At 62.2% G+C, this 19,086-nt stretch carries 16 protein-coding genes; 13 read left to right on the forward strand and 3 right to left on the reverse strand.

Annotated elements, in window-relative coordinates; translation table 11 throughout:
- Both AYM40_RS01930 and AYM40_RS01935 read left to right on the forward strand, forming a co-directional pair.
- On the forward strand, positions 1–1,482 hold the full coding sequence (locus tag AYM40_RS01930) for an N-acyl-D-amino-acid deacylase family protein (protein ID WP_063494735.1): 1,482 nt from the start codon (positions 1–3) through the stop codon (positions 1,480–1,482).
- A 69-nt stretch (positions 1,483–1,551) separates the two neighbouring features.
- Positions 1,552–1,938, forward strand: coding sequence for a RidA family protein (locus AYM40_RS01935; RefSeq protein ID WP_028200605.1), 387 nt, complete (start codon positions 1,552–1,554; stop codon positions 1,936–1,938).
- A 231-nt stretch (positions 1,939–2,169) separates the two neighbouring features.
- Here AYM40_RS01935 and queF read toward each other — a convergent pair whose 3' ends face one another.
- The 3 genes from queF to ilvA are packed head-to-tail and all read right to left on the reverse strand — an operon-like array spanning position 2,170 to position 5,440.
- Positions 2,170–2,994, reverse strand: coding sequence for an NADPH-dependent 7-cyano-7-deazaguanine reductase QueF (gene queF, locus AYM40_RS01940; protein ID WP_063494736.1), 825 nt, complete (start codon positions 2,992–2,994; stop codon positions 2,170–2,172).
- Complete coding sequence (locus AYM40_RS01945) at positions 2,991–3,893, reverse strand: 5'-nucleotidase (RefSeq protein WP_063494737.1); 903 nt, start codon at positions 3,891–3,893, stop codon at positions 2,991–2,993. The genes queF and AYM40_RS01945 overlap by 4 nt, the downstream gene beginning before the upstream one ends.
- 23 nt (positions 3,894–3,916) lie before the next feature.
- Positions 3,917–5,440 (reverse strand): threonine ammonia-lyase, biosynthetic, encoded by a 1,524-nt coding sequence (ilvA, locus tag AYM40_RS01950; protein WP_063494738.1) that lies wholly within the window; start codon positions 5,438–5,440, stop codon positions 3,917–3,919.
- Positions 5,441–5,965: 525 nt separating this feature from the next.
- On the opposite strand from ilvA, the gene AYM40_RS01955 reads away from it, so the two are divergent.
- The 11 genes from AYM40_RS01955 (at position 5,966) to aspS (ending at position 19,037) form a co-directional block, all read left to right on the forward strand.
- Positions 5,966–10,060, forward strand: a complete 4,095-nt coding sequence (locus tag AYM40_RS01955) for a DUF3683 domain-containing protein (protein ID WP_063494739.1) — start codon at positions 5,966–5,968, stop codon at positions 10,058–10,060.
- 34 nt (positions 10,061–10,094) lie between these two features.
- Positions 10,095–10,523, forward strand: coding sequence for an HIT family protein (locus tag AYM40_RS01960; protein WP_063494740.1), 429 nt, complete (start codon positions 10,095–10,097; stop codon positions 10,521–10,523).
- Between the two features lie 7 nt (positions 10,524–10,530).
- On the forward strand, positions 10,531–10,944 hold the full coding sequence (locus tag AYM40_RS01965; protein WP_063494741.1) for a gamma-butyrobetaine hydroxylase-like domain-containing protein: 414 nt from the start codon (positions 10,531–10,533) through the stop codon (positions 10,942–10,944).
- Positions 10,945–11,011: 67 nt separating this feature from the next.
- On the forward strand, positions 11,012–11,743 hold the full coding sequence (ubiE, locus tag AYM40_RS01970; RefSeq protein WP_063494742.1) for a bifunctional demethylmenaquinone methyltransferase/2-methoxy-6-polyprenyl-1,4-benzoquinol methylase UbiE: 732 nt from the start codon (positions 11,012–11,014) through the stop codon (positions 11,741–11,743).
- A 38-nt stretch (positions 11,744–11,781) separates the two neighbouring features.
- Positions 11,782–12,774 carry a Tim44 domain-containing protein gene (locus AYM40_RS01975; protein WP_063494743.1) on the forward strand — a complete coding sequence of 331 codons (993 nt, stop codon included), beginning with the start codon at positions 11,782–11,784 and terminating at the stop codon, positions 12,772–12,774.
- Between the two features lie 153 nt (positions 12,775–12,927).
- Positions 12,928–13,572 carry a ubiquinone biosynthesis accessory factor UbiJ gene (locus AYM40_RS01980; protein WP_063494744.1) on the forward strand — a complete coding sequence of 215 codons (645 nt, stop codon included), beginning with the start codon at positions 12,928–12,930 and terminating at the stop codon, positions 13,570–13,572.
- A 15-nt stretch (positions 13,573–13,587) separates the two neighbouring features.
- Positions 13,588–15,165 (forward strand): ubiquinone biosynthesis regulatory protein kinase UbiB, encoded by a 1,578-nt coding sequence (gene ubiB, locus AYM40_RS01985; protein WP_063494745.1) that lies wholly within the window; start codon positions 13,588–13,590, stop codon positions 15,163–15,165.
- Between the two features lie 34 nt (positions 15,166–15,199).
- Positions 15,200–15,823: a hypothetical protein gene (locus AYM40_RS01990; RefSeq protein WP_063494746.1), complete on the forward strand. Its 624-nt coding sequence runs from the start codon at positions 15,200–15,202 to the stop codon at positions 15,821–15,823.
- 201 nt (positions 15,824–16,024) lie between these two features.
- Positions 16,025–16,429 (forward strand): FmdB family zinc ribbon protein, encoded by a 405-nt coding sequence (locus AYM40_RS01995; protein WP_063494747.1) that lies wholly within the window; start codon positions 16,025–16,027, stop codon positions 16,427–16,429.
- 75 nt (positions 16,430–16,504) lie between these two features.
- On the forward strand, positions 16,505–17,161 hold the full coding sequence (locus AYM40_RS02000; protein ID WP_063494748.1) for a DUF502 domain-containing protein: 657 nt from the start codon (positions 16,505–16,507) through the stop codon (positions 17,159–17,161).
- Between the two features lie 76 nt (positions 17,162–17,237).
- On the forward strand, positions 17,238–19,037 hold the full coding sequence (aspS, locus tag AYM40_RS02005; protein ID WP_063494749.1) for an aspartate--tRNA ligase: 1,800 nt from the start codon (positions 17,238–17,240) through the stop codon (positions 19,035–19,037).
- The last annotated feature ends 49 nt before the right edge of the window (positions 19,038–19,086 follow it).

Consider the following 19,086-nt stretch of genomic DNA (forward strand, 5'->3'; position numbering starts at 1 on the left):
ATGCATTCGCATCCCGAAGCCGCCGATACGCTGATCGTCGGCGCGCAACTGTACGACGGCACGGGCGCGCCGCCGGTTGAACGCGACGTCGCGATCCGCGACGGCCGCATCGTCGCGATCGGCAATCTGTCGAACTGGCTCGCCGAAGAGGTGATCGAGGCCAATGGCCGCGCGCTGGCGCCGGGCTTCATCGACGTTCATACGCATGACGACACGCACGTGATCCAGTCGCCGCAAATGCTGCCGAAGATCACCCAGGGCGTGACGACGGTGATCGTCGGCAATTGCGGGATCAGCGCGTCGCCGGTTTCGTTGAAGGGCGATCCGCCCGATCCGATGAACCTGCTCGGCGAGCGTGATGCGTTCCAGTACCCGACTTTCGCTGCGTATGTGAAAGCGGTGAACGCGGCGCGTCCCGCGGTGAATGTCGGCGCGCTGATTGGGCACACGGCGTTGCGCAGCAATCAGATGGACCGGCTCGATCGCGCGGCGACGGCCGAGGAAATCGACGGCATGCGCGCGCAACTCGAAGAGGCGTTGTCGAACGGGGCCTTGGGTCTGAGTTCGGGACTCGCGTACAGCTCGGCTTTTTCGGCGCCGACCGAAGAAGTGATGGCGCTGGCCGAGCCGCTCGCCGCCGCCGGCGCGCTTTACACGACGCACATGCGTACCGAGTTCGACGCGATTCTCGACGCGATGGACGAAGCGTATCGGGTGGGCCGTCACGCGCAAGTACCGGTGGTGATTTCGCATCTGAAGTGTGCGGGGCCGTCGAACTGGGGGCGTAGTGAGGAGGTGCTGAAGTCGCTGGAAGGCGCGCGTCGTTTGCAGCCGATCGGCTGCGATTGCTATCCGTACAACCGCAGTTCGTCGACGCTCGATCTGAAGCAGGTGACGGGCGACATCGACATCACGATTACGTGGTCGGAGTCGCATCCCGAGATGGCGGGCAAGCTGGTGAAGGAGATTGCCGCCGAGTGGGGCGTCACGCAGCAGGAGGCGGGCAAGCGTTTGCAGCCGGCGGGCGCGGTGTATCACAACATGTCCGAGGACGACGTGCGGCGGATTCTGTCGCATCCCGCCACGATGGTCGGCTCGGATGGTTTGCCGAACGATCCGCTGCCGCACCCGCGGTTGTGGGGCGCGTTTCCGCGCGTGCTCGGCCACTACGCGCGCGACGCGAAGCTGCTGCCGCTCGAAGAGGCGGTGCGCAAGATGACCAGCCTGTCGGCGCACCGGTTTGGTTTGGCGCAGCGGGGCGAGGTGCATATCGGTTATCACGCGGATCTGGTGTTGTTCGACCCGGCCCGGGTGCGCGACGCGGCGACGTTCGAGAATCCTCAACAGGCGGCCGATGGCATCGATGCGGTGTGGGTGAACGGCGTATTGACTTACTGCGATGGGGCCGTGACCGGCGAGCGGGCAGGGCATTTTGTGGCGCGCGGTGCGGTGTCGAAGGGTGATGCGCACGGCGCGTTTTGATTTTGGTTTTCTGATTGATGCGGTATGCGTATTTGTTGGCGCGTGCCGGACTTTTAAAGGAGTTGGATGATGAAGCGATATGGCGTGGAAGGCGGCAAGGGTACCGGTGGTCAACATATGCCCTTTGCTCGGGCGGTCGAAGCGGATGGCTGGTTGTTCGTTTCCGGGCAGACGCCGATGGAAAATGGTGAGGTGATCAACGGTGGCATCGTTGAGCAATCGCACAAGGCGATTCAGAACGTTTTTGCCATTTTGAAGGAAGCTGGGTATGGGGCGGAGCATGTTGTCCGCTGTGGCGTGTGGCTCGACGATCCGCGTGATTTTGCTTCTTTCAATAAGGTGTTTCGGGAGTATTTTGGCGAGAATCCGCCGGCGCGGGCTTGTGTCGTTTCTTCGATGGTGATTGATTGTCGGGTTGAGGTTGACTGCGTCGCTTATAAGAAGCCTTCGGCTTAGTAGGTTTTTGGGGTTCGCCACAGGCGCTGAGCGGGGTTGGTTGTGTTCGTAGCGCTTGTTGACTGTCCCTGTGTCTACGGCAGTGCCTTTCCTTGATTTGTTAGTAATTCAAGGAAAGGCCACCGCCGTAAGCACACAGACAAAAGCGCGGAGCAGGCAAACAAATCAAGAAAAACCCAACCCCCCAAGGCATGCAGACAAAAAACCGCCGCAGGCAAAAAACACGCCCCCTTATTGCCGCGCCAACCGCAAATTATCCGGCATCGGCAAATTAAAATTCGTCCGGAACGGATTAATATCCAGCCCCCCGCGCCGGGTATACCGCGCATAAACCGCAAGCTTCACCGGCCGACAGGCCTTAAGAACATCGATAAAAATCTTCTCAACACACTGCTCATGAAACCCGGTGTGATTCCGATAGGAGACGATGTACCTCAGCAAGCCCGCATGATCGATCTGCGGCCCGACGTAATGGATCTGCACGCTGCTCCAGTCAGGCTGCCCGGTCACCGGGCAATTCGACTTCAACAAGTTAGAGAACAAAGTCTCTTCAACCGGCGCTTCATCAAGCGCAGCCTTGAGCAACGAAGCATCCGGATGATAAACATCCGTATCCAGATCCAACCGATCCAGCGACAAGCCTTCAAACTCTTCCATCTGCAGCTTGCCAAACTCATACGGCGCCGTCAGATGAACAGAAACCGTCGCCCCACAAGAAGCGGAAACATCGCGTTTGATCGTGTCACGCACAACTTCCATCGACTCAAACGCTGTCTGCGCAAACGACCCAAGATAAAGCTTGAACGACTTCGACTCGACAATATTTGGCGAATCAGCCGGCACAAAGAAAGTCGCCACCGCAATTTGCGGCTTGCCGCGCGCATTCAGCCAGGAAAGCTCGTAAGCATTCCAGATGTCCGTGCCGAAAAACGGCAACTGCGCGCCAATCCCAATCGCCTCGCGCGCATTCTTCCGGGCAATCGGAAAAAGCAACGAAGCGTCATATTGTTCGGTGTAAGTGGAAGCCTTACCCAGCGGTGATTGTTCGGGTGTCATGATGCATTCACGATGCCACTCAGCACGTGCCCAGTCGCCGTCACGACGCGGGCCGATTCGCAATGGCCTATTTGGTCGTCGAAGAAAAAGTCCGGCTCGAACTCGCGCAAAAATGCGCTCTTGTCGAGGCCGCCGAGGAACATCGCTTCGTCGATTTCGATGTTCCACGCCATCAATGTGCGGATCGCGCGCTCATGCGCCGGCGCCGAGCGCGCCGTCACCAATGCCGTACGAATATGCATCGGCGCGGCTTCGTCCGCGAGTTTCTGCAGCCGGTGCAGCGCTTCGAGCAAGGGCTTCAAAGGCCCATCCGCAAGCGGCAAATCCTTGTTGTGAATCTCATGGCCGACGAACGCCCGCAAGCCATCCTTCTGGAACACGCGCTCGGCTTCGTCTGAAAACAGCACGGCGTCGCCGTCGAAGGCAATCCGGATCTCGTCCGGATAGGTACTCGCCATTTTCGCCGATTCGGGCAAGACGCGCGCGGCCGGAAATCCGGCGGCCAGTGCGTCGCGCACGTCATCCTGATTCGCGGACAAAAACAGCGAGGCGTTCAACGGCTTCAGATAGCCGAATGGCGCGCGCCCACGTGTAAACACGCCACGCTCGATCGCCAGCCCATACTCCCTGCACGAATGAAATGCGCGCAAGCCGCTGATCGGATCGCTGCGCGACAGGATCACCACTTCGACCCGGTGGCCGCCGGCATTCAAGGCCAGCAGCTTGCGGATCAGCGGAAACGCGACGCCCGGTTTGGCGGGCACGGCCAGCCGTTCGCGCTGCAACGCTTCATACGCCTGCAGATTGCCTGCCTCGTACACGCAGTTCTCTTCCTCGAAGTCGAACAGTGCGCGCGAGGAGATTGCCACCACCAGTTTGTCGACGAGCGAAAGAGCCATCTGCGCGTTTCAATCCAAAAAGATCAAGCGAGGAACAAGCGGTACACGGGGTTCTGCGTCTCTTCCCAGTACGGATAGCCAAGCGTCGCGAGAAAGCGCTCGAACTCGCCGTTCTCGCTTTCTGGCACCTGAATGCCGACCAGAATCGAACTGTAGTCCGCACCCTGGTTGCGGTAGTGGAACAGGCTGATATTCCAGTTTGGCGCCATCGACGACAGGAACTTCATCAGCGCGCCCGGCCGCTCCGGAAACTCGAAACGGAACAGGCGTTCGTCATGCGCCAAAGGCGAGCGGCCGCCGACCATGTAGCGGATGTGCTGCTTCGACAGTTCATCGAAGGTCAGATCGACGGTGGCGAAACCGTGCGCTTCAAATGCGCCGGCGATCTGCGCCGATTCGCTGCGATTCCTGATCTGCACGCCGACAAAGATATGGGCGGATTTCGCGTCCGCAATGCGGTAGTTGAATTCGGTGACGCTGCGCGTCCCCACCAGTTCGCAGAACCGGCGGAAGCTGCCGCGCTCTTCTGGAATCGTCACGGCGAACACCGCTTCACGCGCTTCACCCACTTCAGCACGCTCCGCCACGAAACGCATGCGGTCGAAATTCATGTTCGCGCCGGACGTGATCGCGATCAGTGTCTGGTTCTCGAGGCCTTCGCGCTCGGCATACTGTTTGGCGCCGGCCACGGCCAGCGCGCCGGCCGGCTCCAGCACGCTGCGGGTGTCCTGGAACACGTCCTTGATCGCGGCGCACAGCGCATCGGTGTTCACGAGCAGCACATCGTCAAGGTATTCGCGGCACAGGCGGAAGGTTTCCTCGCCCACCAGCTTCACTGCGGTGCCGTCCGAGAACAGCCCGACTTCGTTTAGCGTGACCCGTTCCCCCGCTTTCAGCGACGCGGCCATCGCGCACGAGTCATCGGTCTGCACGCCGATCACCTTGATCTCCGGGCGCACCGATTTCACGTACGCTGCGACGCCCGCGGCCAGCCCACCGCCGCCGATCGGCACGAAGATCGCGTGGATCGGACCCTGATGCTGGCTGAGAATTTCCATCGCAACCGTGCCCTGGCCGGCGATCACGTACGGATCGTCGAACGGGTGAACGAACGTCAGGCCGCGTTCTTCCTGCAGCTTCACGGCATGTCCGTACGCATCGCTATAGGACTCGCCGAACTGCACGACTTCGACCGTCGCCCCGCCATGCGCGCGCACCGCATCGACCTTCACCTGCGGCGTCGTCACTGGCACCACGATGATCGCCTTCACGCCCATGCGGGCCGCCGACAGCGCCACGCCCTGTGCATGATTGCCCGCCGACGCAGTAATGACGCCCCGCTGCAGCGCATCCGCCGGAATGTGCGCCATCTTGTTGTACGCGCCGCGCACCTTGAACGAGAACACCGGCTGGTTGTCCTCGCGCTTCAGATAAACCGGGTTGGAAAGCCGAGCCGACAGACTCGGCGCGCGTTCGAGTTCGGTCTCGCGGGCCACGTCGTAGACGCGCGCGGTCAGGGTTTTCTTCAGGTAGTCGTGGGAAGCCATGCGGGTGGCGCGGTGCGCTTTGCGAGACGGGAAAGGGTCAATGATAGCGCCAACGGTGCGCGCTCTGGCCTTCAGCGAACCCTCGGCGTACGCCCGAGCGTCGTCGGCAAAGGCCAGCCCGACCGTTCGGTCGGAAAATTCTTCGCGTGCGCTTGCGGGCGCCGTTCAATCCAACAACCCTCAAAACCCCGCCACAGCCCCGCCACAGCCCCGATTTCAGGCGTCAACGCGACGGCTGGATCATGGGGTAGAATTCCATTTTGGAATAAGGATCGGAAGATGCACTGGCAGCCTCGGATCGCCCATTTGATGCCCGTCCCGCGTGAGTCTTGCCCCGCGGCGGAGCGTCACGTCCGGCACGCACGATCGTGTAGCTGTCTTTGAGCGCCGTGAAGCGACCGATGTGGGTAGGCCTTCGGTTGCGCTTCGCTCCCCTAGAAAATTTCCAGCATTGCGCCCCACGCGCACCGTCCGCCGACGCCTCACACGTGAGCGCGCCCGGTTGACCCACCGAGTCGTCCGAACATGAACGCACCTCAAGTTTTCGATCCGCACGGGGCCGCCACTGCGGTGGCCGCCGATCCCGAAGCGCGTCTGCGCGAAATTCCCTATAACTACACGTCGTTTTCCGACCGCGAAATTGTCATCCGTCTGCTCGGCGACGAAGCCTGGGCGGTTTTGGCCGAACTGCGCGCGGAACGCCGCACCGGCCGCTCGGCGCGGATGCTGTACGAAGTGCTCGGCGACATCTGGGTCGTGCGCCGCAATCCTTACCTGCAAGACGATCTGCTCGACAATCCGAAGCGCCGCGCACTGCTGATCGAGGCGCTGCACCATCGTCTGACCGAGATCGAAAAGCGCCGTCGCGCCGATCTGGTCGAGCACGGCGATGAGGCGGGCATCGATCGGGCCGCTCGCGTTGAAACGCTGGTGGCGGCTGCACGCCGCGCCGTCGACGATTTCGAGAGCGAGTTCCAGAAGACCTTCGATCTGCGCCGTCGCGCGAACAAGGTGTTGGGCCGCGTCACGGAAAAAGACAACATCAAGTTTGACGGCTTGTCCCGCGTCTCGCACGTGACCGACGCGACCGACTGGCGCGTCGAGTACCCGTTCGTCGTGCTGACGCCGGATACCGAAGCCGAGATCGCCGGCATGATCAAGGCTTGTTTCGAGCTCGGTTTGACCGTGATCCCGCGCGGAGGCGGCACGGGCTACACGGGCGGCGCGGTGCCGCTCACGCCGTTCTCGGCCGTCATCAACACCGAAAAGCTCGAACAACTTGGCGCGGTCGAGATGACCGAACTGCCGGGCGTTGACCGCAAGGTGGCGACGATTTTCTCCGGCGCGGGCGTGGTCACACGCCGTGTGACCGAAGCGGCCGAGCAGGCCGGCTTCGTGTTCGCCGTCGACCCGACCTCGCTGGATGCCTCCTGCGTCGGCGGCAACGTCGCGATGAACGCGGGTGGCAAGAAAGCGGTGTTGTGGGGCACGGCGCTCGACAACCTCGCCTGGTGGCGCATGGTCGACCCGGAAGGGAACTGGCTCGAAGTCACGCGTCTGGATCACAACCTCGGCAAGATTCACGACATCGAGGTCGCGCGTTTCGAGCTGAAGTGGTTCGACGGCAACCACGCGCCAGGCGAAAAGCTGCTGCGCACGGAAGCGCTCGACATCAAGGGCCGCGTGTTCCGTAAGGAAGGCCTGGGCAAGGACGTGACCGACAAATTCCTGGCCGGTCTGCCAGGCGTGCAGAAGGAAGGCTGCGACGGCCTGATCACGTCCGCGCGCTGGGTGCTGCACAAGATGCCGGCGCATACGCGCACGGTCTGCCTCGAATTCTTCGGCCAGGCCCGTGAAGCGATTCCAAGCATCGTCGAGATCAAAGACTATCTGTTCGAAACGTCGAAGCAGGGCGGCGCGATTCTCGCCGGCCTCGAGCATCTGGACGAACGCTATCTGCGCGCGGTCGGCTATGCGACCAAGAGCAAGCGCAACGCGTTTCCGAAGATGGTGCTGATCGGCGACATCGTCGGCGACGATGCCGATGCGGTGGCTCTTGCCACCTCGGAAGTCGTGCGCATGGCCAACGGCAAGAGCGGCGAAGGTTTCGTCGCCGTCAACGCCGAAGCGCGCAAGCGTTTCTGGCTCGACCGCAGCCGTACCGCTGCGATTGCCAAGCACACCAACGCGTTCAAGATCAACGAAGACGTGGTGATCCCGCTCGACCGGATGGGCGAGTACACCGACGGCATCGAACGCATCAATATCGAACTGTCGATCAAGAACAAGCTGCAGCTGGTCGACGCCCTCGAAGCGTTCTTCAAGGGCGGCAAGCTGCCGCTCGGCAAGAGCGACGACGCCAACGAAATCCCGAGCGCGGAGTTGCTCGAAGATCGCGTGCAGCAGGCGCTCGATCTGCTGAAGAAAGTGCGCGCGCGCTGGGAATTCCTGCGCGATAAGCTCGATCTGTCCTTGCGCGAGGCGCAGCACTATCTGGTCGGCCTCGGCTACGAAGGGCTGGCGGAGAAGTTTGCCGATCGCGTCGACGCGCAGCCGGATGCGACCGTGTTCCATATCACGCAAGACCGTACGGTGCGCGTATCGTGGAAGGCGGAGATCCGCGCCGAACTGCGCCAGATCTTCAACGGCGGCGAATTCAAGCCGATCCTCGAAGAAGCCCAGGCGATCCACAAGCAGGTGCTGCGTGGCCGCGTGTTCGTCGCGCTGCACATGCACGCGGGCGACGGCAACGTCCACACGAACCTGCCGGTCAACTCCGACAACTACGAGATGCTGCAGGACGCCCACACGGCGGTTGCGCGCATCATGAAGCTGGCGCGTTCGCTCGACGGCGTGATTTCCGGCGAGCATGGCATCGGCATTACCAAGCTCGAATTTCTGACCGACGAAGAGATCGGCGAATTCCGCGCGTACAAGCAGCGCGTCGATCCGCATGGCCGCTTCAATGCGGGCAAGCTGCTCGAAGGCGCGGACCTGCGAAACGCCTACACGCCGAGCTTCGGCCTGATGGGCTACGAATCGCTGATCATGCAGCAGTCCGACATTGGCGCGATTTCCGAGTCGATCAAAGACTGTTTGCGCTGCGGCAAGTGCAAGCCGGTGTGCGCGACCCACGTGCCGCGCGCGAACCTGCTGTACAGCCCGCGCAACAAGATCCTCGCCACCTCCTTGCTGGTCGAGGCGTTCCTGTACGAAGAGCAGACCCGCCGCGGCGTGTCGATCAAGCACTGGGACGAGTTCAACGACGTCGCCGATCACTGCACTGTCTGTCACAAATGCGTGACGCCGTGTCCAGTGAAGATCGACTTCGGCGACGTGACGATGAACATGCGCAACCTGCTGCGCAAAATGGGCAAGAAGAAGTTCAATCCGGGCAACGCGGCCGGCATGTTCTTCCTCAATGCCACCAATCCGCAGACCATCAATCTCGCGCGCACGGCGATGATGGGCATCGGCTACAAGGCGCAGCGCTTCGGCAACGACGTGCTGAAGAAGTTCGCGAAGAAGCAGACGGCACACCCGCCGGCAACGGTCGGCAAGCCGCCGGTCACGCAGCAGGTGATCCACTTCATGAACAAGAAGATGCCGGGCAATCTGCCGAAGAAAACCGCGCGCGCGCTGCTCGATATCGAAGACAACAAGATCGTCCCGATCATCCGCAATCCGAAGACGACCACCGCCGATACGGAAGCGGTGTTCTACTTCCCGGGCTGCGGCTCCGAGCGCTTGTTCTCGCAAGTGGGTCTGGCGACGCAAGCCATGCTGTGGGAAGCGGGCGTGCAAACCGTGCTGCCGCCGGGCTACCTGTGCTGCGGCTACCCGCAGCGCGGCTCGGGCCAGTACGACAAGGCCGAGCAGATCGTCACGGATAACCGCGTGCTGTTCCACCGCGTCGCGAATACGCTGAACTATCTCGACATCAAGACGGTGGTGGTGTCGTGCGGTACGTGTTACGACCAGCTCGCCGGTTACGAATTCGAGAAGATTTTCCCGGGCTGCCGGATCATCGACATCCACGAGTTCCTGCTCGAGAAGGGTATCAAGCTCGAAGGCGTCAACGGTGTGCGCTACATGTACCACGACCCGTGCCACTCGCCGATCAAGACGATGGACCCGGTCAAGCTGGTCAATCAGCTGATGGGGGCGGAGAACGACGGCTACAAGATCGAGAAGAACGATCGCTGCTGTGGCGAATCCGGCACACTCGCGGTGACGCGCCCGGATATTTCGACGCAAGTTCGCTTCCGCAAGGAAGAAGAAATGCGCAAGGGCGCCGCGAAGCTGCGTGGTATTCCGTTGGTGGCCGAGGCCGGTGCAAATGGGACCAACGCGGCCAATGCGTCGGCCGGCGCGGCTGGTGCGCCGGACGGCTCCGTACTCAAGGCGAGCGACGGGCCGCAACCGAATGGCGTCACCGAGGTGAAGATCCTGACGAGCTGCCCATCCTGCCTGCAAGGCCTGTCGCGCTACAACGAAGACGCGGGCACTGAAGCGGACTACATCGTCGTCGAGATGGCACGTCACGTGCTGGGTGAAGACTGGATGGCGGATTACGTGCAGCGGGCGAACAATGGCGGAATCGAGCGCGTGCTGGTTTAATGGCACGACTGACGATTTTTGCCTGAGGACGACGATGGAATGCGTTTTTTGCCGTGAAGATGGCGGCGATGTGCTGTGGCAGGACGACACCCTGCGTGTCGTCCTCGCCGGCGAACACGATTACCCGGGTTTTTGCCGGGTAATCTGGAACAAGCATGTCGCTGAGTTTTCCGATCTCGCCGAAGCCGACCGCGATCGCGTGATGCAGGCCGTGTACGCGGTCGAGCGCGCGATCCGGCGCATTCTTCAGCCGGTGAAGGTCAACCTGGCGAGCCTCGGCAACCAGGTGCCGCACGTGCATTGGCATGTGATTCCGCGTTTTTCGAACGACGCTCATTTCCCGCTGCCAATCTGGGCGCCGCGCCAACGCACGGTGTCCGAAGCCATGCTGTCGTCGCGCCGCGCGCAAGCTACTCTGCTGCGCGAGGCGGTGCGGCAGGAAATCGAACAAGCTCTAGCCTGAGGCCACCATGAGCGGACTGACTCCCGATACGCCGGTACCCACCGGCGTGGTCGTGCATTCCAAATCGCGCGTACTCGAATTGCAATACGCAAACGGCGAAACGTATCGCCTGCCGTTCGAGTTGCTGCGCGTGTATTCGCCGTCAGCAGAAGTGATGGGCCACGGGCCCGGCCAGGAGACGCTGCAAACCGGTAAGCGTGACGTCACGATCACGATGATCGAAGGCGTCGGCAACTATGCGGTGCAGCCGACTTTCTCCGATGGGCACGCCACCGGCATCTATTCCTGGGACCTGCTGTACGACATGGCTGTCCGCCAGGATGAACTCTGGCGCGACTATCTCGCGAAACTGGCCGCGGCCGGCGTCGACCGTGATGCGCCGATGGCTCCAGCCGGTGCTGCGCACGGGCACCGTCACTGATACGATTCGCCCTGGTCGCCGCACTGATGCGGCGCAACATTTCAGAATACGCGAAAGGACGAGCGCGATGAGCAAAACCCACTTCGGCTTTCAATCGGTCGACGAACAGGAAAAAGCGCAGAAGGTGGCGGGCGTGTTCCACTCGGTCGCCTCCAACTACGACCTGATGAACGACCTGATGTCGGGCGGGTTGCACCGGGCGTGGAAGATGTTCACGATCGCCCAGGCCAACGTCCGGCCGGGCTTCAAGGTGCTCGATATCGCCGGGGGCACGGGCGATCTGTCGAAGGCCTTCGCCAAACAGGCGGGCGAAACCGGCGAAGTCTGGCACACCGACATCAACGAATCGATGCTGCGCGTGGGCCGCGACCGCTTGCTGGACAAGGGCGTGATCACACCGGCGCTGCTTTGCGACGCCGAAAAGATCCCCTTTCCGGACAATTACTTCGACGTGGTGACCGTGGCCTTCGGCTTGCGCAACATGACGCATAAGGATGTGGCGTTGGCCGAGATGCGGCGGGTGTTGAAGCCGGCAGGCCGTCTGCTGGTGCTGGAGTTCTCGAAGGTGTGGGATCCGCTTAAAAAGGTCTACGACGTCTATTCGTTCAAGGTGCTGCCGTGGCTCGGCGACCGCTTTGCGAAGGACGCCGAGAGCTACCGCTACCTGGCGGAATCGATCCGGATGCATCCGGACCAGGAAACTTTAAAAGCAATGATGGAACAAGCAGGCCTGGACGGCGTCAAATATTACAATTTGTCAGCTGGCGTGGTAGCTTTACATGTGGGGACCAAATACTAAGGTCCCTAACCCATCGATTTTTAAAGGAAAGTACGAAAATGTCCGATTCAGGTGTGTTATCTCCCCGTAATGTTAAGCGGTCGTTGGTGAGAAGAATCGGACTGATCGCGATGGTCGGTCTGATCATGGCCGGCTCTCTCGCCTCGCTCGATGCGGAAGCCCGCCGTTTGGGCGGCAGCCGCAGCATCGGCCGTCAGTCGAATACGGTTCAGCAACAGTCGACCCCGTCGCAACCTTCCCAAAGCAATCAGGCCATGCAGCAGCGCGCGCAGCCGGCACCGGCGCCCGCGCCGACTCCGGCCGCGGCGCCTAATCGCTCGCGCTGGCTCGGGCCGATTGCCGGTCTTGCGGCCGGCCTCGGTATCGCCGCACTGTTGTCGCACTTCGGTCTGGGCGGCGCATTCGCCGGCGCCATGGCCAACATTATCGTGATCGCGATCATTGCGATGATCGGTATCTGGCTGATCCGCCGCTTCATGGGCCGCAAGCGCGATACGGCCCAGCCGGCGTACGCGGGTGGCTCGACGTCCTTGAATTCGAGCGGCACTGGCTACACGCAGGAACCGCGTTACACCGCTCCGCCCACTGGCTCGTACCTCGAGCCGCAAGGCAACCCGCTGACCACGCCGTCCATCAACACTGCCCCGCCAGTGCCGGCGGGCTTCGATTCGGAAGCGTTCCTGCGCAACGCCAAGGTGTACTTCGTGCGACTGCAAGCCGCATGGGACGTTGGCAACATGGAAGATATCCGCGAATTCACCACCCCGGAAATGTACGCCGAAGTGAGGGTCGATCTGTCGTCGCGCGGTGCGGAGTCCAATCAGACGGACGTGGTGCAGCTGAACGCGGAGTTGCTGGGCGTGGAAGAACGCGCGACTGAATACTTCGCCAGCGTGCGCTTCTCAGGCTTGATCCGCGAATCGGCGGGGGCGGCGGCTGAGCCGTTCATTGAGGTCTGGAACCTGACGAAGGCGAACCGCCCCGGCGAAGGCTGGTTGCTGGCGGGCATTCAGCAGGTGGCGCAGCACTGAGGCAACAGCGAGGCAGAGCCAAGCCAGCGCTGCTCACCCTGATTTCGCACAAAGCATTGGCCGTTCGGCATAGCAAGCCGCAAAGCGAACGGACGTTACAATAGGAACCCGCACGGGCACCTCGCCCGCGCGGGTTTTTTCTTGCCACTTTCAATGACCCTCGCCGCCAAGCCCTTCGCTGCTGCCGTCAATCACCTGCTCGCCCGCGAATCGTGGGCTCGAGAGCGCCTCGCCCCGTACGCGGGCAAGACCGCCAGACTGTCCTGTCAGCCGCTCGTGCTGATGCTGCTCGTGCAACCGGACGGCTACCTGGGCGCGCTCGAGGAAACCGATGCGCAACAGTTCGACGTGACCATCTCGGTGCCGTCCGATGCGTTGCCGGCCTTTGTGCAAGGCGGCCAGGCCGCCGTGATGAAGCATGTGAAGATCGAAGGCGACGCCGAGTTTGCGACTGTGATCGCCAGGCTCGCCGAGCATCTGCGCTGGGAACCGGAAGAGGATCTGGCGAAGCTGATCGGCGACGGTCCGGCGTGGCGGGTCGCATCGGTCGTGCGTACGGTCGGCGAACATGCGCGGCGCACCGGGCGCAATCTGCTCGACACAGCCGCCGAATATCTGCTCGACGAAAATCCGCAACTGGTGCGGCGCGCCGCGCTGGAAGACTTCAACGTCGAACTGGCCCGCGCCCGCGATGCTTTGGCGCGTGTGGAAAAGCGCATCGAGCGTCTTGAACAGAAGGTCGAAGCCCACGGCGCCAATGCGCCGGGCGGCGCCGCCACGTCGCGCGGCACGCGCTAGTCACTGGGCACAACTATGCGTTTTCTGCGTTTCCTCAAGATTTTCTTTACGGTCATTCGATTCGGTCTCGACGAAATGATGCTCAGCCGCGTCAACGACCGGCGTGTGCGTCTGCTGCTGCGTATCACTACCATCGGCCGCAAGTTCGACGCCCCGCCGGGCGTGCGCTTGCGGCTCGCGCTCGAAAGCCTCGGGCCGATTTTCGTGAAGTTCGGCCAGGTGCTGTCCACGCGGCGCGATTTGCTGCCGGTCGATATCGCCAATGAACTGGCCAAGCTGCAGGATCAGGTGCCGCCGTTCGATTCGGCGGTGGCGATCGGGCTGGTCGAGAAGTCGCTCGGCGCGCCGGTCGACGTGCTGTTCGACGAGTTCGAGAGGGTGCCGGTGGCGAGCGCATCGATCGCGCAGGTTCACTTTGCGAAGGTGAAAGCGGGGCAGCACGCGGGCAAGGCGGTCGCCGTGAAGGTGCTGCGGCCGAACATGCTGCCGGTGATCGACTCCGACCTGGCCTTGCTGCGCGATATCGCCGTCTGGGCCGAGCGCCTGTGGGCCGACGGCAAGCGCCTCAAGCCGCGCGAGGTGGTCGCCGAATTCGACAAGTATCTGCACGACGAACTCGATCTGATGCGCGAGGCGGCCAACGGCAGCCAGTTGCGCCGCAACTTCGCCGGGCTCGATCTGCTGCTGGTGCCGGAGATGTACTGGGAGTTCTGCACGCCCACGGTGCTGGTGATGGAGCGCATGGTCGGCGTGCCGATCAGCCAGGTGGAGACGCTGCGCGGGGCTGGCGTCGATATTCCGAAGCTGGCGCGCGAAGGCGTCGAGATTTTCTTTACCCAGGTGTTCCGCGATGGCTTTTTTCACGCCGACATGCACCCGGGCAACATTCAGGTGAGCCTCGATCCGGCGCACTTCGGCCGCTATATCGCGCTCGACTTCGGCATCATCGGTGCGCTGTCGGACTTCGATAAGAACTACCTTGCCCAGAACTTCCTCGCTTTCTTCAAGCGCGACTATCACCGCGTCGCCACGCTGCATCTGGAGTCCGGCTGGGTGCCGCCTACTACCCGGGTCGAGGAACTGGAAAGCGCAATCCGCGCAGTTTGCGAGCCCTATTTTGACCGCGCATTGAAGGATATTTCGCTCGGTCAGGTGTTGATGCGCCTGTTCTCGACCTCGCGCCGCTTCAATGTGGAAATCCAGCCGCAACTGGTGCTGCTGCAAAAAACCATGTTGAACGTGGAAGGGCTCGGCCGCTCGCTCGATCCTGAACTGGACTTGTGGAAGACGGCCAAGCCCTATCTCGAGCGCTGGATGAACGAGCAGATCGGTGTGCGCGGCTGGTACGAGCGGCTGAAGATCGAGGCACCGCAGTGGAGCAAGACGTTGCCGCAATTGCCGCGCCTCATCCACCACGTGCTGGCTGCGCGTCACGATAACACGCGCGGCGCGAACGACGACATGATTCGCCAGATTCTGCTCGAGCAGAAGCGCACCAACCGGTTGCTGCAAGGGCTGCTGCTGTTCGGCGTGGCGGTCGGTGTCGGCGCGGTGTTGGCGCGAGCGTTTCTGGCGTTCGCGTACGGCGGGTGATCCCGACCCGATTCCGATCCCTACGAGGCATCTCATGAGCGACCCGACCCAGCCTTCCACACCCGACTTCTCGACCCGCGATCCCAACTCACCTGAGTTCTGGGATGAGCGCTTCGAACGCCATTACACGCCCTGGGATCAGGCCGGCGTGCCGGCGGCGTTTCAGTCTTTCGCCGAGCGGCATCGTGGCGCTGCGGTACTGATTCCAGGTTGCGGCAGTGCCTACGAAGCGCTATCGCTAGCGCAGCAAGGCAATCCAGTCAGGGCGATCGATTTCTCGCCGGCCGCAGTAGCGGCAGCGCACAAGCAATTGGGTCCGCAGCATGCGCAGCTGGTCGAGCAGGCTGACTTCTTCACTTATGAACCGCCGTTCACGCCGGCATGGATCTACGAGCGCGCGTTCTTTTGCGCCCTGCCCGTGGCGCGCCGTGCAGATTACGCGCAACGGATGGCCGGGTTGTTGCCAGCTGGCGCTTTGCTGGCGGGTTTCTTTTTCATCGACGCGACGCCGAAAGGGCCGCCGTTCGGCGTCGAGCGCGCTGAACTCGACGCGTTGCTCACGCCGCACTTCGATCTGATCGAAGATGAAGCCGTGAACGACTCGATTGCCGTCTTTGCCGGCCGCGAGCGTTGGATGACCTGGCGCCGTCGTGGTTGAGCGTGCCGCCGCCGCGTTCGACGGCGGCTCGCGCCGCACTTGATTCGATCACGGTCGCCCCCATTTAGTCGAACGACGGTGGCTCCTGGCGCTGGTCCCCGAAAATCGCGGGCGACTAGCCATATGCGCATATGACTAGCCATATGCGGCTATAATTCAAGGCTTTGCAAGCGCTTACAAGATTTCAGTAGGGAAAAGTTCATGCCGATCTACGCTTATCGTTGCGAGTCATGCGGCTTCGGGAAGGACGTGCTTCAGAAGATGAGCGACCCGCAGTTGACGCAATGTCCCGAGTGCGGGAAAGACACCTTTCGCAAGCAGGTGACTGCAGCCGGTTTCCAGTTGAAGGGCTCCGGCTGGTATGTAACCGATTTCCGCGGCGGTAATGGCGGCGCGAGCGCCCCGGCCAAGCCCGACGCGAATGGCGGCTCGAATGCGAATTCGGGCGAAAGCGCTGCAGCCGGGAATGAGGGCGCCACGAAATCCGACACGGCTTCGGCCAACGGCTCGGCTGCCTCCGGTTCAGCGGGCGCAGCCGCAACGCCTGCCGCGCCCGCTGCCGCGCCCGCCGCATCGGCGAGTTCGAACGGTTCCGGCAGCGCCTAGTGGGACTGCCGCCCTCGGGGGCGGCGCACACGCCGTGCGTCGGGTACCGGCTCGCGCGGCTCTCTGGCGGTACACATGACGACGAAAAAAACGACGCTCAAATCGGTGTTCCTGACTGGCCTGCTGGTGCTGGTGCCTCTGGCCATCACACTGTGGGTGCTCGGCCTGATCATCGGCACGATGGACCAGACGCTGTTGCTGCTGCCGACCTCATGGCAGCCGGAGCGCGCGCTCGGCTTCCGTTTGCCGGGCCTCGGCGCGGTGCTGACACTGGCGTTCATCTTTGTCGTCGGGCTGTTGACGCAAAACTTCATCGGCCAGAAGCTCGTGAAGTGGTGGGAAGTCGTGGTCGCTCACATTCCGGTGGTCGGCCCGATCTACACCAGCGTGAAGCAGGTGTCGGACACCTTGTTGTCGAGCAGCGGCAATGCGTTTCGCAAGGCGCTCCTGATCGAGTACCCGCGCCGCGGTTCCTATACGATTGCGTTTCTGACCGGTATTCCGGGCGGCGACGTGATCAATCACCTGAAAGAAGATCACGTCAGCGTGTACGTGCCGACTACGCCGAACCCAACGTCCGGCTTCTTCCTGATGGTGCCCAAGAGCGAAGTGATCGAGCTCGACATGACGGTCGACGCTGCGCTCAAGTACATCGTCTCGATGGGCGTCGTGGCGCCGTCCGCGCCGCCGGCGCCGGTAGTGCGCCGCACGACAGTCGAGCCTCCGCTGTAATGCCGGTGCGCAGCGTTTCAAGCCGTGTCTGATCGCTGCGCGCCGTTCAACCAATGCAAAACGAAAGACAAACATCATGTCGATGAGATCTGAATACTGCGGTCTGGTGACCGAAGAACTGCTGGGCCAAACTGTCTCGCTGTGTGGCTGGGTAAGCCGCCGCCGCGACCATGGCGGCGTCATCTTCATCGACCTGCGCGACCGCGAAGGCCTCGTTCAGGTCGTCTGCGATCCGGATCGCGCGGACATGTTCAAGACGGCCGAAGGCGTCCGCAACGAGTTCTGCCTGCAGATCAAGGGTGTGGTGCGCGCGCGTCCGGAAGGCACGACGAACGCCTCGCTGAAAAGCGGCAAGATCGAAGTGCTGTGCCACGAGCTGATCGTGCTGAACGCGTCGATCACGCCGCCGTTCCAGCTCGACGACGACAACCTGTCGGAAACCACGCGTCTTACGCACCGTGTGCTCGACCTGCGCCGTCCGCAGATGCAGCACAACCTGCGTCTGCGTTACCGCGTCGCGATCGAAGTGCGCAAGTATCTGGACTCGCTGGGCTTCATCGACATCGAAACGCCGATGCTCACCAAGAGCACGCCGGAAGGCGCGCGCGATTACCTCGTGCCGTCGCGTACCAACCCGGGCCAGTTCTTCGCGCTGCCGCAATCGCCGCAACTGTTCAAGCAGTTGCTGATGGTCGCTAACTTCGATCGCTACTACCAGATCGTCAAGTGCTTCCGCGACGAAGACCTGCGCGCCGACCGTCAGCCGGAATTCACGCAGATCGACTGCGAAACCTCGTTCCTGTCGGAACAGGAAATCCGCGATCTGTTCGAGGCGATGATCCGTCACGTGTTCAAGGAAACGATCGGCGTTGAACTGGCCGAGAAATTCCCGGTCATGGAGTACGCGGAAGCGATGCGCCGCTTCGGTTCGGACAAGCCGGACCTGCGCGTCAAGCTCGAATTCACGGACCTGACCGACGCCGTCAAAGACGTCGACTTCAAGGTGTTCAGCACGCCGGCCAACACGAAAGATGGCCGCGTCGCGGCGATCCGCGTGCCGAAGGGCGGCGAGCTCTCGCGTGGCGACATCGACAGCTACACGGAATTCGTGCGCATCTACGGCGCGAAGGGCCTCGCGTGGATCAAGGTCAACGAAGTCGCGAAGGGCCGTGACGGTCTGCAGAGCCCGATCGTCAAGAACCTGCACGACGAAGCGGTCAAGGCGATCATCGAGCGCACCGGCGCGCAAGACGGCGACATCATTTTCTTCGCGGCGGATCGCGCGAAGGTAGTGAACGACAGCCTGGGCGCGCTGCGTCTGAAGATCGGCCATTCGGAATTCGGCAAGGCCAACGGTCTGGTCGAATCCGGCTGGAAGCCGCTGTGGGTGGTTGACTTCCCGATGTTCGAGTACGACGAGGAAGACAACCGCTACGTCGCCGCGCATCACCCGTTCACGAGCCCGAAGGACGAGCACCTCGAGTATCTGGAAACGGATCCGGCGCGCTGCCTCGCCAAGGCCTACGACATGGTGCTCAACGGCTGGGAAATCGGCGGCGGTTCGGTGCGTATTCACCGTGAAGAAGTGCAGAGCAAGGTGTTCCGCGCGCTGAAGATCAACGCGGAAGAAGCGCAAGCCAAGTTCGGCTTCCTGCTCGACGCGCTGCAATACGGCGCGCCGCCGCACGGCGGTATCGCATTCGGCCTGGACCGCATCATCACGATGATGGCCGGCGCCGATTCGATTCGCGACGTGATCGCGTTCCCGAAGACGCAACGCGCGCAGTGTCTGCTCACGCAGGCGCCGAGCGAAGTGGACGAGCGCCAGTTGCGCGAGTTGCACATCCGTCTGCGTCAGCCGGAACCGAAGGTCTAAGCTGGTCCGAACTCGGGCTGCCTGAAGAACGGCAGCCCAAGTGGAACGA

This window comes from Paraburkholderia phytofirmans OLGA172 (genome assembly GCF_001634365.1).
Taxonomy (GTDB): Bacteria; Pseudomonadota; Gammaproteobacteria; order Burkholderiales; family Burkholderiaceae; genus Paraburkholderia.

What these genes read in the sequence shown, in the direction of transcription:
- AYM40_RS01930 (WP_063494735.1), top strand. Translation starts at nt 1, where the DNA reads ATGCATTCGCATCCCGAAGCCGCCGATACGCTGATCGTCGGCGCGCAA.
- AYM40_RS01935 (WP_028200605.1), top strand. Translation starts at nt 1,552, where the DNA reads ATGAAGCGATATGGCGTGGAAGGCGGCAAGGGTACCGGTGGTCAACAT.
- queF (WP_063494736.1), bottom strand. Translation starts at nt 2,994, where the DNA reads ATGACACCCGAACAATCACCGCTGGGTAAGGCTTCCACTTACACCGAA.
- AYM40_RS01945 (WP_063494737.1), bottom strand. Translation starts at nt 3,893, where the DNA reads ATGGCTCTTTCGCTCGTCGACAAACTGGTGGTGGCAATCTCCTCGCGC.
- ilvA (WP_063494738.1), bottom strand. Translation starts at nt 5,440, where the DNA reads ATGGCTTCCCACGACTACCTGAAGAAAACCCTGACCGCGCGCGTCTAC.
- AYM40_RS01955 (WP_063494739.1), top strand. Translation starts at nt 5,966, where the DNA reads ATGAACGCACCTCAAGTTTTCGATCCGCACGGGGCCGCCACTGCGGTG.
- AYM40_RS01960 (WP_063494740.1), top strand. Translation starts at nt 10,095, where the DNA reads ATGGAATGCGTTTTTTGCCGTGAAGATGGCGGCGATGTGCTGTGGCAG.
- AYM40_RS01965 (WP_063494741.1), top strand. Translation starts at nt 10,531, where the DNA reads ATGAGCGGACTGACTCCCGATACGCCGGTACCCACCGGCGTGGTCGTG.
- ubiE (WP_063494742.1), top strand. Translation starts at nt 11,012, where the DNA reads ATGAGCAAAACCCACTTCGGCTTTCAATCGGTCGACGAACAGGAAAAA.
- AYM40_RS01975 (WP_063494743.1), top strand. Translation starts at nt 11,782, where the DNA reads ATGTCCGATTCAGGTGTGTTATCTCCCCGTAATGTTAAGCGGTCGTTG.
- AYM40_RS01980 (WP_063494744.1), top strand. Translation starts at nt 12,928, where the DNA reads ATGACCCTCGCCGCCAAGCCCTTCGCTGCTGCCGTCAATCACCTGCTC.
- ubiB (WP_063494745.1), top strand. Translation starts at nt 13,588, where the DNA reads ATGCGTTTTCTGCGTTTCCTCAAGATTTTCTTTACGGTCATTCGATTC.
- AYM40_RS01990 (WP_063494746.1), top strand. Translation starts at nt 15,200, where the DNA reads ATGAGCGACCCGACCCAGCCTTCCACACCCGACTTCTCGACCCGCGAT.
- AYM40_RS01995 (WP_063494747.1), top strand. Translation starts at nt 16,025, where the DNA reads ATGCCGATCTACGCTTATCGTTGCGAGTCATGCGGCTTCGGGAAGGAC.
- AYM40_RS02000 (WP_063494748.1), top strand. Translation starts at nt 16,505, where the DNA reads ATGACGACGAAAAAAACGACGCTCAAATCGGTGTTCCTGACTGGCCTG.
- aspS (WP_063494749.1), top strand. Translation starts at nt 17,238, where the DNA reads ATGTCGATGAGATCTGAATACTGCGGTCTGGTGACCGAAGAACTGCTG.